12 protein-coding genes are annotated in these 12,756 nt (G+C 73.2%); 10 read left to right on the top strand and 2 right to left on the bottom strand.

The window, feature by feature from the left end; translation table 11 throughout:
* Nucleotides 1–5: 5 nt before the first annotated feature.
* From AY578_RS30895 to AY578_RS30870, 6 genes are all read left to right on the top strand, one after another.
* Nucleotides 6–221 (top strand): hypothetical protein, encoded by a 216-nt coding sequence (locus AY578_RS30895; RefSeq protein WP_019527181.1) that lies wholly within the window; start codon nt 6–8, stop codon nt 219–221.
* Between the two features lie 120 nt (nt 222–341).
* Nucleotides 342–1,148 (top strand): HlyD family efflux transporter periplasmic adaptor subunit, encoded by an 807-nt coding sequence (locus AY578_RS30890; RefSeq protein ID WP_019527180.1) that lies wholly within the window; start codon nt 342–344, stop codon nt 1,146–1,148.
* Nucleotides 1,145–3,367: an NHLP family bacteriocin export ABC transporter peptidase/permease/ATPase subunit gene (locus AY578_RS30885; protein ID WP_215047856.1), complete on the top strand. Its 2,223-nt coding sequence runs from the start codon at nt 1,145–1,147 to the stop codon at nt 3,365–3,367. Before AY578_RS30890 ends, AY578_RS30885 begins: the two co-directional genes overlap by 4 nt.
* 1 nt (nt 3,368) lies before the next feature.
* Nucleotides 3,369–6,194 carry an NHLP bacteriocin export ABC transporter permease/ATPase subunit gene (locus AY578_RS30880; RefSeq protein WP_028958999.1) on the top strand — a complete coding sequence of 942 codons (2,826 nt, stop codon included), beginning with the start codon at nt 3,369–3,371 and terminating at the stop codon, nt 6,192–6,194.
* A gap of 84 nt (nt 6,195–6,278) precedes the next feature.
* Nucleotides 6,279–7,289 carry a Ppx/GppA family phosphatase gene (locus tag AY578_RS30875; protein ID WP_028959000.1) on the top strand — a complete coding sequence of 337 codons (1,011 nt, stop codon included), beginning with the start codon at nt 6,279–6,281 and terminating at the stop codon, nt 7,287–7,289.
* A 48-nt stretch (nt 7,290–7,337) separates the two neighbouring features.
* Nucleotides 7,338–7,517 carry a hypothetical protein gene (locus tag AY578_RS30870; protein ID WP_136237537.1) on the top strand — a complete coding sequence of 60 codons (180 nt, stop codon included), beginning with the start codon at nt 7,338–7,340 and terminating at the stop codon, nt 7,515–7,517.
* A 43-nt stretch (nt 7,518–7,560) separates the two neighbouring features.
* On the opposite strand, the gene AY578_RS30865 is transcribed toward AY578_RS30870, so the two are convergent.
* On the bottom strand, nt 7,561–8,169 hold the full coding sequence (locus AY578_RS30865) for a flavodoxin family protein (RefSeq protein WP_019527175.1): 609 nt from the start codon (nt 8,167–8,169) through the stop codon (nt 7,561–7,563).
* 79 nt (nt 8,170–8,248) lie between these two features.
* On the opposite strand from AY578_RS30865, the gene AY578_RS30860 reads away from it, so the two are divergent.
* From AY578_RS30860 to AY578_RS30850, 3 genes are read left to right on the top strand one after another with little or no spacing between them, the layout of a single operon-like run.
* The gene (locus tag AY578_RS30860; protein ID WP_136237538.1) at nt 8,249–9,262 is read left to right on the top strand and encodes an iron-containing redox enzyme family protein; all 1,014 of its coding nucleotides are present in this window, start codon (nt 8,249–8,251) and stop codon (nt 9,260–9,262) included.
* Nucleotides 9,252–9,938, top strand: coding sequence for a HemK2/MTQ2 family protein methyltransferase (locus AY578_RS30855; protein ID WP_136237539.1), 687 nt, complete (start codon nt 9,252–9,254; stop codon nt 9,936–9,938). The genes AY578_RS30860 and AY578_RS30855 overlap by 11 nt, the downstream gene beginning before the upstream one ends.
* Entirely contained in the window at nt 9,919–10,137 is a 219-nt protein-coding gene (locus tag AY578_RS30850; RefSeq protein ID WP_206310355.1) for a CDGSH iron-sulfur domain-containing protein, read from the top strand. Before AY578_RS30855 ends, AY578_RS30850 begins: the two co-directional genes overlap by 20 nt.
* Before the next feature lie 511 nt (nt 10,138–10,648).
* Here AY578_RS30850 and AY578_RS30845 read toward each other — a convergent pair.
* Complete coding sequence (locus AY578_RS30845; RefSeq protein WP_215047855.1) at nt 10,649–11,083, bottom strand: subtilase-type protease inhibitor; 435 nt, start codon at nt 11,081–11,083, stop codon at nt 10,649–10,651.
* A gap of 454 nt (nt 11,084–11,537) precedes the next feature.
* Here AY578_RS30845 and AY578_RS30840 point away from each other — a divergent pair, with 454 nt between their 5' ends.
* Nucleotides 11,538–12,707 carry a lactate 2-monooxygenase gene (locus AY578_RS30840; RefSeq protein WP_136237541.1) on the top strand — a complete coding sequence of 390 codons (1,170 nt, stop codon included), beginning with the start codon at nt 11,538–11,540 and terminating at the stop codon, nt 12,705–12,707.
* Nucleotides 12,708–12,756: the final 49 nt, after the last annotated feature.

Raw genomic sequence — 12,756 nt, 5'->3', positions numbered from 1 at the left:
CCATCATGAACTCCACCCCCCAGGTCGAGACCGTCGAGATCGCCGACGCCGAGCTCGACGCCGTTTCCGGCGGTCTGTCCGTCAACGCCGTGAACACCCTCACCGGCGCCCTGGACGGCATCGCCCCGGTTTCCGGCCTGGTCGACACCGCCGTCGGCACCGTCGAGGGTGTCACCGGCCTGAACACGGCCCCGGTCACCAACCTGGTCGCCGGTCTCTGATCGCGTCCTTGTTCCACCGAGTCCCGGAGCCGTACCCCGGCTCCGGGGCTCTGTGGTGCGTTCGCGGTCCTTCCAGTCCTTCCGTCACGTCGCACAGTTCACCCAGGTGAGGGAAGACCCGTGCAATTCCGCCAACAGGCCCTCGCCAAGCTCCAGTCGCCGGAGGATCTCGACCTCCCGGTGCGCTTCGCCCGCCCGCAGGGCTGGCTGGTGCTGTCCGTCACCCTGGTCGCGATGGCCGCCGCGTCCGTGTGGGCGCTGACCGGTTCGGTCACCTCCACGGTCCAGGCGCCCGCCATCCTCACGTACGGGCAGGGCAGTTACATCCTGCAGAGCCCCGTCGCCGGCCAGGTCACCGCCGTGCTCGCGCGCGAGGGCGAGCGGCTGCCGGCGAACTCCCCCGTGCTCAAGGTCCGCACCCCGGACGGCGACCAGGTCGTGCGCACCCTCCAGGCGGGCCGCATCACCGCGCTCGCCGCCAGCGCCGGGCAGATCATCGCGACCGGCGCGGACGTCGCGGCGGTCGAGAAGGTCCGCGGCTCCGAACCCCCCTTGTACGCCACGGTGTACGTCCCCGCGCAGAAGGCCGCCGGCATTCCCGCGCACGCCTCCGTCGACCTGACGGTGCAGTCGGTGCCGAGCCAGGAGTACGGCGTGCTGCGCGGCGAGGTGACGAAGGTGGACCGCTCCGCCCAGTCCCCGCGCCAGATCGCCGCGTTCCTGGGTGACAGCCAGCTCGGCGAGGAGTTCACCCGGGACGGCAGGCCGGTCGCGGTCACCGTGAAGCTGAAGCGGTCGTCCGGCACGGAGAGCGGCTACGCGTGGTCCTCGGCCGACGGCCCGCCGTTCGAGCTGACGTCGATGACCCTGGCCACCGGTTCCATCCGGCTGTCCGACCAGCGTCCCGTGGATTGGCTGCTGCCGTGAGCACCGCACAGGAGACCCGCGGCAGACGCCGCGCCGCCCCGCCCCGCCGCAAGGTGCCCAAGTCCCGCGCCAAGACGGTCCGAACGCCCACCGTGCTCCAGATGGAGGCCGTGGAGTGCGGCGCAGCCTCGCTCGCGATGGTGCTGGGCCACTACGGCCGCCACGTCCCGCTGGAGGAGCTGCGCATCGCGTGCGGCGTCTCGCGGGACGGCTCGCGCGCCAGCAACCTGCTCAAGGCGGCCCGCAGCTACGGGCTGACCGCCAAGGGCATGCAGATGGACCTGGCCGCCCTCGCCGAGGTGACGGCGCCGGCCATCCTGTTCTGGGAGTTCAACCACTACGTCGTCTACGACGGCATGGGCCGCCGCTTCGGCCGCCGCGGGGTGTACGTCAACGACCCCGCCAAGGGCCGCCGGTTCGTGCCGCTGGAGGAGTTCGACGGCAGCTTCACCGGCGTGGTGCTGGTGATGGAGCCCGGCGACGACTTCACCCGCGGCGGCCGCAAGCCGGGCGTGCTCGGCGCGATGCCGGCCCGGCTGCGCGGCACCGCGGGCACCATGCCCGCCGTGGTGCTGACCAGTCTGCTGCTGGTCGCGGTGGGCGCGGCACTGCCCGGCCTGAGCCGCACCTTCATCGACGAGTTCCTGATCGGGCAGCAGACGTCGATGCTGGACGTGCTGTTCGCGTCGATGGGCGCCTGCGTCCTGCTGACGCTGCTGCTGACCTGGCTCCAGCAGGCGAATCTGCTGCGCGGCCGGCTGATCTCGTCCACGCTGTCCAGCGCCCGGTTCCTGCGCCATCTGCTGCGGCTGCCGGTGACGTTCTTCTCCCAGCGCAGCCCCGCCGACCTGGTGCAGCGCCTGCAGTCCAACGACGCGGTGGCCGAGACGCTGGCCCGTGACCTGTCGGCGGCGGGCGTCGACGCGATCGTGGTCGTGCTGTACGCGGTGCTGCTGTACACGTACGACCCGCAGCTCACGTTCGTGGGCATCGGGGTGGCGCTGCTGAACATCCTGGCGATGCGGATCGTGATCCGGCTGCGCGCCACCCGCACGGCGAAACTGCGCGCGGACACGGCGCGGCTCACCAACACCGCGTACACGGGGCTCCAGCTGATCGAGACGCTGAAGGCGACCGGCGGCGAGGACGGCTACTTCCGCAAGTGGGCGGGGCAGCACGCCACCACGCTGGAGGAGCAGCAGCGGCTCGGGGTGCCGAGCGCGTGGCTCGGCGTCGTCGCGCCGACGCTGGCCACGCTGAACAGCGCGCTGATCCTCTGGATCGGCGGCATGCGGGCGGTCGAGGGACACATCTCGGTCGGTCTGCTGGTCGCCTTCCAGGCGCTGGTCGCCCGGTTCACGGCGCCGCTGACCCGGCTGAACGGGGTGGCGGGCCGCATCCAGGACTTCGCCGCCGACGTGGCCCGGCTGAAGGACGTGGAGAACTTCCGGACGGACCCGCTGTACGGGCGTCCGGGCGCCGGTGCGTCGACCCGGCGGCTGCACGGCCATGTGGAGCTGCAGAACCTCACCTTCGGCTACAACCCGCTGGACAAGCCGCTGCTGACCGGGTTCGACCTGACGGTCGGTCCGGGTCAGCAGGTGGCGCTGGTGGGCGGCTCGGGCAGCGGCAAGTCGACCGTGTCGCGGCTGATCTCGGGGCTCTACACCCCGTGGGAGGGCGTGATCAGGATCGACGGGCAGCGCATCGAGGACATCCCGCGCGGGGCGCTGGCCGCGTCGGTGTCCTTCGTCGACCAGGACGTGTTCCTGTTCGAGGGCACGGTGCGGGACAACGTGGCGCTGTGGGACCCGTCGATCCCGGACGAGGCGGTGGTCGAGGCGCTGAAGGACGCGGCGCTGTACGACGTGATCGTGCGCCGTCCGGGCGGCATCCACAGCCCGGTCGAGCAGGACGGCCGGAACTTCTCCGGCGGTCAGCGCCAGCGTCTGGAGATCGCGCGGGCGCTGGTGCGCCGGCCGAGCATCCTGGTGCTCGACGAGGTGACCAGCGCGCTGGACGCCGAGACGGAGCTGGTGGTGATGGACAACCTGCGCCGCCGCGGCTGCGCGTGCGTGGTGATCGCGCACCGGCTGTCCACGGTCCGCGACAGCGACGAGATCGTCGTGCTGGACCAGGGCACGGTCGTGGAGCGCGGGCGGCACGAGGAGCTGGTGGCGCGCGGCGGCGCGTACGCGGCGCTGGTCAGGGAGCGATGAGATGACTGCCGTGCACGAGGGGCAGGGCGGCGACGTCGTCCTGGGCGCGCTCGGCGCGCTGGGCACCCCGATCGACTGCTCCGGGTTCGGGAAGCTGGACCTGGAGGGGCCGCAGGTGCTGTGGCTGATCGCGTCGGGCGCCGTGGACCTGTTCGCGGTGGACGCGGAGCAGCAGGGTCACTGGCACCACCTGGGCCGTCTGGAGGCGGGTTCACTGGTGCTGGGCCCGGTGGCGGGTCCGGCGCACACGCTGGTGGCGCGGCCGCTGCGGGACTGCGTGGTGCACCGCATCGCGCTGCGCGAGCTGTACCAGGAGGCGCACACCCAGACCTGGTCGTACGACGAGTACGGCAACCCGCAGTACGTGCCGCCGACGACGAGCCCGCTGGAGTACGCGCTCGCGCTGGGCGTGGGCCGCAGTCTCGCCGTGCTGTTCCAGGCGCCGATGGCGACGGAGCGGGCGGCGGCGCCCACCGACGACGACGTGTTCTGGATGCAGGTGCCGCCGGGCAGCGTGCAGTACGGCTCCCTGTACGGCGCGGAGGCCGCGGCCGACCTGCTGATGGACCCGTCGCTGTGGCAGAGCATGGTCGACCAGCAGTACCGGCTCATGACCACGCTGGACCGGTGGATCGAGCAGCTGGAGGAGACGCACGAGTCGCGCACCGCGCAGGGCATCGCGGCCGGTGAGGCGGTGCGGGCGCAGGCCGACCGGACGCTGCTCGCGTCGATCGGCAAGCGGTCGGGGCAGCGCACGACGGCCGCGGACGCGGACGCCACGTACGCGGCCTGCGAGCTGGTGGCGCGGGCGGCAGGGATCACCCTGGCCTCGCCGGCGCAGTCCGGCACGGGCGCCGACCGGCTCGACCCGGTGGAGCAGGTGGCGCTGGCCTCGCGGCTGCGCACCCGGGTGGTGCGTCTCGAGGGCCCCTGGTGGCGCGACGACGTGGGGCCGCTGGTGGGGCACCGCGCCCTGTCGGGGGCGCCGGTGGCGCTGCTGTGGCGGCGCGGCGGCTATGTGGCCGTGCATCCGTCGACGGGCCGGGAGACCCCGGTGGAGAAGGCGAACGCCGAGGAGTTCGAGCCGCGCGCGGTGATGTTCTACCGTCCGCTGCCCGAGCGGCGGCTGAGCCCGCTGCGGCTGATGCGGTTCTGCATGGGCGGCACCCGGGGCGACCTGACGGGGCTGATCCTCAGCGGTCTGGTGACGGTGGTGCTGGGGGCACTGGTGCCGCTGGCGACGGGCCGGGTGCTCGGCGAGTACGTGCCGAAGGCGCAGACGGACCTGATCGTGCAGGTGTGTCTCGCGGTGATCCTCAGCAGTGTGGTCGCGGCCGCGTTCATGCTGCTGCAGAACCTCACGCTGCTGCGGCTCGAGGGCCGGGTGGAGGCCACGCTCCAGCCGGCGGTGTGGGACAGGCTGCTCAGGCTGCCGACCCGGTTCTTCACCGAGCGGTCCACGGGTGAGCTGGCGAGCGCGGCGATGGGCATCAGCGCGATCCGCCGGATGCTGGCCGGGGTCGGTCCCACGGTCACGCAGTCGCTCACGGTGGGCGCGGTGAACCTGGCGCTGCTGCTGTGGTTCAGCGTGCCGATGGCACTGGCGGCGATGGGCATGCTGGTGGTGATCGCGGGTGTGTTCCTGGGTCTCGGGCTGTGGCAGGTGCGCTGGCAGCGGCGTCTGGTGGTGCTCAGCAACAAGCTGAACAACCAGGCGTTCCAGACGCTGCGCGGCCTGCCGAAGCTGCGGGTGGCCGCGGCGGAGAACTACGCGTACGCGGCGTGGGCGTCGCAGTTCGCGCGCAGCCGCGAGCTGCAGCAGAAGGCCGGGCGGATCAAGAACCTGACGGCGGTGCTGGGCGCTGTGTATCTGCCGCTGTGCACGCTGGGGATGTTCATGCTGCTTGCGGGCCCGGCGCGCGGGTCGATGACGGCGGCGGAGTTCCTTACGTTCAACACGTCGGTGACGATGGTGCTGACGTCGGTGACGCAGCTGACCGGCTCGTTCGTGTCGGCGGTCGCGGCGCTGCCGCTGTTCGAGCAGATCCGGCCGGTCCTCGACGCGACGCCCGAGGTGCGCACGGCGAGCACCCGTCCGGGGCCGCTGACCGGCGCGATCGAGGCGCGGCGGGTGTCGTTCCGCTACTCCGACGACGGTCCGCTGGTGCTGGACGACGTGTCGTTCGAGGCGCGGCCGGGCGAGTTCGTGGCGGTGGTCGGCCCCAGCGGCTGCGGCAAGTCGACGCTGCTGCGGCTGCTCATCGGCTTCGACCGCCCGCAGTCCGGCAGCGTGCTGTACGACGGACAGGACCTGGCGGCGCTCGACCAGTCGGCGGTGCGCCGGCAGTGCGGTGTGGTGCTCCAGCACGCGCAGCCGTTCACCGGGTCGATCATGGACGTGATCTGCGGGAGCGAGCCGTACACGCCGGAGGAGGCGATGGCGGCGGCCGAGATGGCGGGTCTGGCGGACGACATCCGGCGGATGCCGATGGGGCTGCACACCATCGTGTCCGGCAGCGGCGCGGTCTCAGGCGGTCAGCGGCAGCGGCTGATGATCGCCCAGGCGCTGATCCGCCGGCCGCGGATCCTGTTCTTCGACGAGGCGACCAGCGCCCTGGACAACGAGACGCAGCGCACGGTCATCGAGAGCACCAAGGCGCTGCGGGCGACCCGCATCGTCATCGCGCACCGACTGTCGACGGTGCTGGACGCGGACCGGGTGGTGGTGATGGAGGCCGGCAAGGTCGTCCAGCAGGGCACGCCCGCCGAGCTGCTCGCCGACACCCAGGGCCGGCTGCACGAGCTGGTACGCCGCCAGATGGCCTGAGGAGGCCCCTCCCGTGTGGCGCGTCTTCGCCGTCGCGGGGCGGTCCGTCCGTTGCAGCGGGCGGGAAGTGGGTACCCACGGGCCATGCGGACCAGCGTGGTGGACGTCGGGTCGAAGACCGTCCGGCTCGTCGTGTCGGACACGGAGGGCGGTGCGCCCCTGCCGGTGCACACCGCCAAGTGGCGGCTGCGGCTGTCCGAACAGGTCACGCCCGGCGGGCCGGTGCCGGAGCGCGCCGTGGAGGACCTGGTGGACGCGGTCGCGGCGGCGGACCGGGCGGCCGCGCGGTGGGGCGCCGCGGGTCCCCTCGCCTTCGCCACGGCGGTGGTGCGCGGGGCGCCGAACCGGCAGGAGGTGCTGCGCACGGTCCGGGAGCGGACCGGCGTCGAGCTGTGCACCCTGCCCGGCGAGGTCGAGGCGGAGCTGACCTTCCTCGCCGCGCGCCGCTGGATGGGCTGGCGCTGCGGTCCGCTGGCGATGCTGGACATCGGCGGCGGCTCCCTGGAGGTCGCCTTCGGGCGCGGCCGGCTGCCCGACTTCGCCGCCTCGCTGCCGCTGGGCGCGGCGCGGCTGACCCACGAGTACTTCGAGGACGAGGACCCGCCCTCGCCGGACCGGGTGCGGGCCCTGCGCCGGCGGGTCCGTCACCAGCTGCGTGACGCGGCGGCAAGGATCCGCTGGGAGGGCCCGCGCACGGCGGTCGCCACCTCCCGCACCTTCCAGCAGCTCGGCCGGCTGTGCGGGGCGGCGCCCGGGCGGCACGGCCCGTTCATGGAGCGGGTGCTGTCCGCCGCCGACCTGCGCGGTGCCGTCGACCGGCTGGCCGCGCTGCCCGCCGCCGAACGCGCCCGGCTGCCCGGCATCTCCGCGCCCCGCGCGACGCAGAGCCTGGCGGGCGCCGTGGTGGCGCACACCGCGATGAAGCTGACCGGCCTGGCGACGGTGACGATCTGCCCCTGGGCACTGCGCGAGGGGGTGCTGCTGCGCCATGTGGAGGACGGCCCGGCCTGGTGGGCGGAGGTCGCCCGGCGCAGCGAGAAGGAGCCGGACGGCGCGGGCCCGGTGCCGCTGCGCATCGCCGCCGCCCGGCACTGAGCGGTACGAGCACGACCAGCACGACCAGCACGAGATGAGGAGACCCCGTTGTCCGAGCACGACGAGACACCGAAGCACACCGAGTCGGCCGTCGAGGAGGTGCTGCGGGAGGTCGAGGAGGCCGAGCGCCGCACCGAGGAGTCCGACGAGGACCGCCGCCACCAAAGCGAGGCGGGAGAGGCGATCACGCCGAACACGCAGGCGCAGGAGGAGTCGCAGGGCGAGTAGCCGCGCGCCGGCGCCCCGGTGCGGGAGGGCATGTGACCGCGCCCTACTGCGGCGGCGCCCCGAGCGGGTTCGCGGCGAGGGCGCGGGCGACGCCCAGCAGGTTCGCGGCCATCGCCCGGCCCGTCTTTTGGGACCAGTCGTGCCCGCTGCCGCCCTCCAGGAAGCTGGGGCCGGGTCCCGGGCCCTGGTTCCAGTAGGTCCACGCCTGGCCGGGGATGGTGTAGCCGATGTCCTGGAGCCCGCCGGTGATCTGGCTGATCACATGGTGGGCGCCGTCCTCGTTGCCGGTGACGACGACGCCGGCGACCCGGTTGTAGGCGACCGGGCGTCCGTCGTCGTCGGTCTCGGACATCATCCCCTCCATGCGCTCCAGGACGCGCTTGGCGACCGAGGAGGGCTGGCCCAGCCAGGTCGGCGAGGCCATGACGAGGATCTCGGACGCGAGCAGTTTCTCGTGCACCCCGGGCCAGTCGTCGCCGTCGTGCACGGCCTCGCTGACCACGCCGGGGGCGAGGTCCAGGTCCACGGCGCGCACGACGTCGACCCCGACGCCCTCCCGCTCCAGCTGCTCGGTGACGGTCCGGAACAGCGCCTCGGTGTTGGAGGGTTCCGGGGACTTCTTGAGCGTGCAGTTGATCACCAGTGCCTTCATGAGGTCATGGGGTACCCCGCGCGCCCGCCCCCGCCACGCCGCAGGGCGTTTCCGTGCGCCGTCCGGGTACTCGGGGTCCATGGACCACCCCCGAGACGAACCTCTGCTGCCCGCCCCGCGCGGGCCGCTCAGCCGCGCCGTGACGACGTATCTGCGGGGCGCCGGCCCGCTGCCTTCCGAGGCGGAGGCAGCCGCCGCCCCGGTGTACGGCGAGGACCTCCAGCTGGCCCTCTACCTCTGCTACGAACTGCACTACCGCGGCTTCGCGGACGTCGCGCCGACCCTGGAGTGGGACCCGGACCTGCTGCGGACCCGGGCCGCCATGGAGCGGCGCTTCCTCGCCGCCCTGCGCGAGGACGCCCCGCACCACGACAGCGTGGACGACGCGCTCGCCGGGATCCTCGTCGAGCCGGTGGACGGCACGGGCGTCAGCCACTTCCTGCGCGACAAGGGCGAGCTGTGGCAGCTGCGCGAGTACGCGGCCCTGCGCTCGCTGTACCACCTGAAGGAGGCCGACCCGCACGCCTGGGTGCTGCCGCGGCTGCGCGGCCGGGCCAAGGCGGCGATGGCGGCCGTGGAGTTCGACGAGTACGGCGGCGGGCGCGCCGACCGGGTGCACGCCCGGCTGTGGGCCGACCTGATGGACGACCTGGGCCTCGACACGACGTACGGCCGCCATCTCGACGCGGCCTGCGCGGAGCTGCTGGCCACGGTGAACCTGATGTCGCTGTTCGGGCTGCACCGCACGCTGCGGGGCGCCTTGGTGGGCCACTTCGCGGCGGTCGAGATCACGTCCTCGCCGGGGTCCCGCCGGCTCGCCGAGGCCATGCGCCGCACGGGCGCGGGCCCCGCCGCCGAGCATTTCTACGACGAGCACGTGGAGGCGGACGCGGTGCATGAGCAGGTGGTCCGCAAGGACGTCATCGGCGGCCTCCTGGAGGACGAGCCGCAACTGGAGGCGGACGTCGCCTTCGGTGTGGCGGCCACGGTGTTCACGGAGGACCGGCTCGGCGACCGGCTGCTCGCCGACTGGGGCGAGGGCCGCTCCGCCCTGCGTACTCCCCTGTCACAGGAGGTCACCCATGGCTCTTGACCAACGGGGTACTCGGCCGCCTGTGAAAAGTCTGGTACCTCCGGGCGTGTACGCCCCTCAAGAGGACACCGAGCTGCTGGCGGCGGCCCTGGCCGACGAGCCGGTGGCGCCCGGCGCGGCCGTCCTCGACGTCGGCACCGGCTCCGGTGCCCTGGCTCTGACGGCCGCCCGGCGCGGCGCCCGGGTGACCGCGGTCGACGTGTCACGGCGGGCCGTCTGTGCGGCCCGGCTGAACGCGCTGCGGGCCGGCCTCCCGGTCGAGGTCGTGCGGGGCAACCTGTTCGAACCGGTGCGGGGACGGTCGTTCGACCTGGTCCTCGCCAACCCCCCGTACGTGCCCGCCCCCACGGCGCACCGGCCGCCGCGCGGCGCGGCCCGCGCGTGGGACGCGGGCGGTGACGGGCGCCTCGTGCTCGACCGTATCTGCCTCGAGGCGCCGGGGCTGTTGCGGCCTGGCGGGGTGCTGCTGCTGGTGCAGTCGGCGCTCAGCGATGCCGGAGCGACCGTGGACTGTCTGCGGGCCGCGGGGCTGAAGGCGGCGGTGACACAGCGGCAGCGGATCGCCTTCGGCCCGGTGATGCGGAGGCGGGTGGAGTGGCTGCGGGAGCGCGGGCTGCTGTCCCCGGCCGAGAACGACGAGGAGCTGGTGGTGGTCCGTGCCGAACAGCCCGTCTGAACCTGAGCGTTGGCCGTCCGGCGAGGCTCGCCGGGTCGTGATGCGGCGGAAGGGGCCGATGCTGGTGGAGGGGCCGGTGGAGGTGGAGCTGGAGGACGGTTCGGTCGTGTCCTCGGACCGCTTCCAGGTGGCCCTGTGCACCTGCCGCCGCAGCCGCCGCTACCCCTGGTGCGACACCAGCCACCGCGACCGCGGCTGACGTGACGAAGGTGCGGCGGTGGAAGCACCCCCTCAGGGGCGCGGGGAACTGCGCGACCAGCCACAGCCTGCCTTCGGCCGCGGGGTGCCTGCCGGTGACGGGGCGCTTCAAGCGCCGTGCCGGAGGCACCCTCCAGGGGCGCGGGGAACTGCGCGACCAGCCACGCGCGACCCGCACCCGGCGCCGCAAAGATGCCGCTGCGCCCACCCTCCCCCACTCTCGGCTTCGCTCGAGCGGGAGCTACCCCCATCGCCCTGGGGGAGGCACGACTGCCCGCAGCGACTGGCGGTGGTGGCAGCACCCCCAGGGGGGCGCGGGGAACTGCGCGACCAGCCGCGTACCCGCACGGCGTTGAACGGGTCCCCGCGAACCGTGCGGAAAAGCCCGGAGGCCGGCGGGCGGCCCCACTCCGCCCGCCGGCCTCCCAAAGGGATCGCACTGCCCGCGCGGTGCCCCGTACTCCCCAGTCCGCGGACCCCACGCGGTCACGGGAACCGTGCGATCCCGGTCTCTAGAAGGCGAACACGCTCGAGCCGTGCGCGTTCATCTCGCAGTCGTTGGAGAAGACGCGCTCGTAGGACACCCTCTTGCCCTGCCAGACGCCGTCCACGGTGATCACCACCGGGTCGTAGATCATCGGACACAGCGCGTCCCCGGTCCGCGTCAACGCGCTCAGGTCACCGCCGACGGCGCCCAGATCCGCGCAGGCCGAGCCGGCGGCGGGGTGGGTGCCGGAGGGACCCGGGGCACAGGTCAGGGTGACCGCGCGTTCCGGTGTGGCGGTCGTCGCGCTGACGCCCTTGCCGACGGTGAGCACCAGGGCAGAGGGGGCGTAGAGCGCGGACGGGGCATCTCCCGAGGCGGCGAGCGCGACCCCGGAGAGGGGGGCGCAAACGGCGGTGGCCGTGAGACCGAGGGTGATGGCCCAGCGCGCGGTGTTCCGCATTGTGTGCATCCTTCCGCTTCGTTTCTTCGGTTGCCGACCCGTGCTCGGTTGGTGCCGGACCGGCGTGCCGGAGTCTGCCGAGTCCCCGGCGGAAACTCACCTCGACCCCATGCATTTCAGTAACATTGCGTATTGAATCAGTGGCGCGAAGTGACCAAGCGGACGCGCGTCAACCCGGTAATCGCACGGCTCCCGCGACACTGAAGTGGCCAGATGGCCGAATTTCCGCCGCCCGTTAATCGGCCTGAAACATTCCGATTCCGTCCTGCGCAGGGCGAATAGAAACCCCTTGCGGTCATGAAAGGGACGCTCCCCGGTCATCTCCGAACACCCCGCGCGTCCCCCGCGCCCGAGGGAACGTCCTGTCACCGGACGCTGGACGCGACCGGCACATACCGGCCAGTATGCGTCGGGGCCACGAGGCACCCCGAGGCAACGAGACAGGGCGGGACGGATGGCGAAGCACTGGGCCGACTTCCAGTACGAGATCTACCTGAACGGGATGACGGGGGCCGTGCCGCGGCTGCCGACGGACCTGACCCGGCTGGAGGAGCTGACGGAGCGGCGCCTCGGCCCCGGCCCTGTCGGGTACGTCGCCGGCAGCGCGGGCGACGGCAGCACCGCCCGCGCCAACCGGGCCGCCCTGGACCGCCGCCGGATCGTGCCGCGCATGCTGCGGGACGTCCATGAGCGCGACCTGTCGGTGGAGGTGCTGGGCCGTCAGCTCGCCGCGCCGCTCGCCCTGGCACCGGTCGGGGTGCTGTCGATCATGCACCCGGACGCCGAGCCGGCGGCCGCGCGCGCGGCGGCCGCGCAGGGCGTGCCGTTCGTGCTGTCCTCCGCGTCCAGCACGCCGATGGAGCAGGTCGCGGAGGCGATGGGGGACGCGGAACGCTGGTTCCAGCTGTACTGGCCGAAGGACGTGGAGGTGGCGCGGTCCTTCCTGAACCGGGCGAAGGCCGCCGGGTACACCGCGCTCTTCGTCACCCTGGACACGCCCCTGCTGTCCTGGCGGCCGCGCGACCTCGACCAGGCGTATCTGCCGTTCCTGCACGGCGTGGGCACCGCCAACTACTTCTCCGACCCGGCGTTCCAGGCGGGGCTCGCCAAGCCCGTGCACGAGGACCCGAACGCGGCGGTGATGCACTTCGTGGGCATGTTCGCCGACCCGGCGAAGACCTGGCCGGATCTGGCGTTCCTGCGGGAGAACTGGGACGGTCCGATCGTCCTGAAAGGCATCTGCCACCCCGACGACGCCCGTCTCGCGGCCGACGCGGGCATGGACGGCATCGTGGTGTCCAACCACGGCGGCCGGCAGGTGGCGGGCGCGGTCGCCGCGGCGGACGCGCTGCCCGAGGTGGTACGGGCCGTCGGCGACCGGCTCACCGTGCTGTTCGACAGCGGGGTGCGCACCGGCGACGACGTCTTCAAGGCACTCGCGCTGGGCGCCCGCGCGGTGCTGGTGGGCCGTCCCTATGTGTACGGACTGGGCCTGGACGGGCAGGCGGGCGTGGAGCACGTGATCCGCTGTCTGCTCGCCGAACTCGACCTCACCCTCGCCCTGTCGGGCCACGCAGGCCCGGGCACGGTGGGTCCCCGCGACCTCACGGAGGCGACGCCCTGACGTTCCGTCCGGGGCGGCCGTGGAGGCCGCCCCGGAGGCGCGCGGGCCG

Origin of the sequence: Streptomyces thermocarboxydus (assembly GCF_024760485.1) — a bacterium.
GTDB classification, from domain to species: domain Bacteria; phylum Actinomycetota; class Actinomycetes; order Streptomycetales; family Streptomycetaceae; genus Streptomyces; species Streptomyces cellulosae.
The sequence above is the reverse complement of the archived record's forward strand: the minus strand, read 5'-3'. Positions and strand labels throughout refer to the sequence as shown.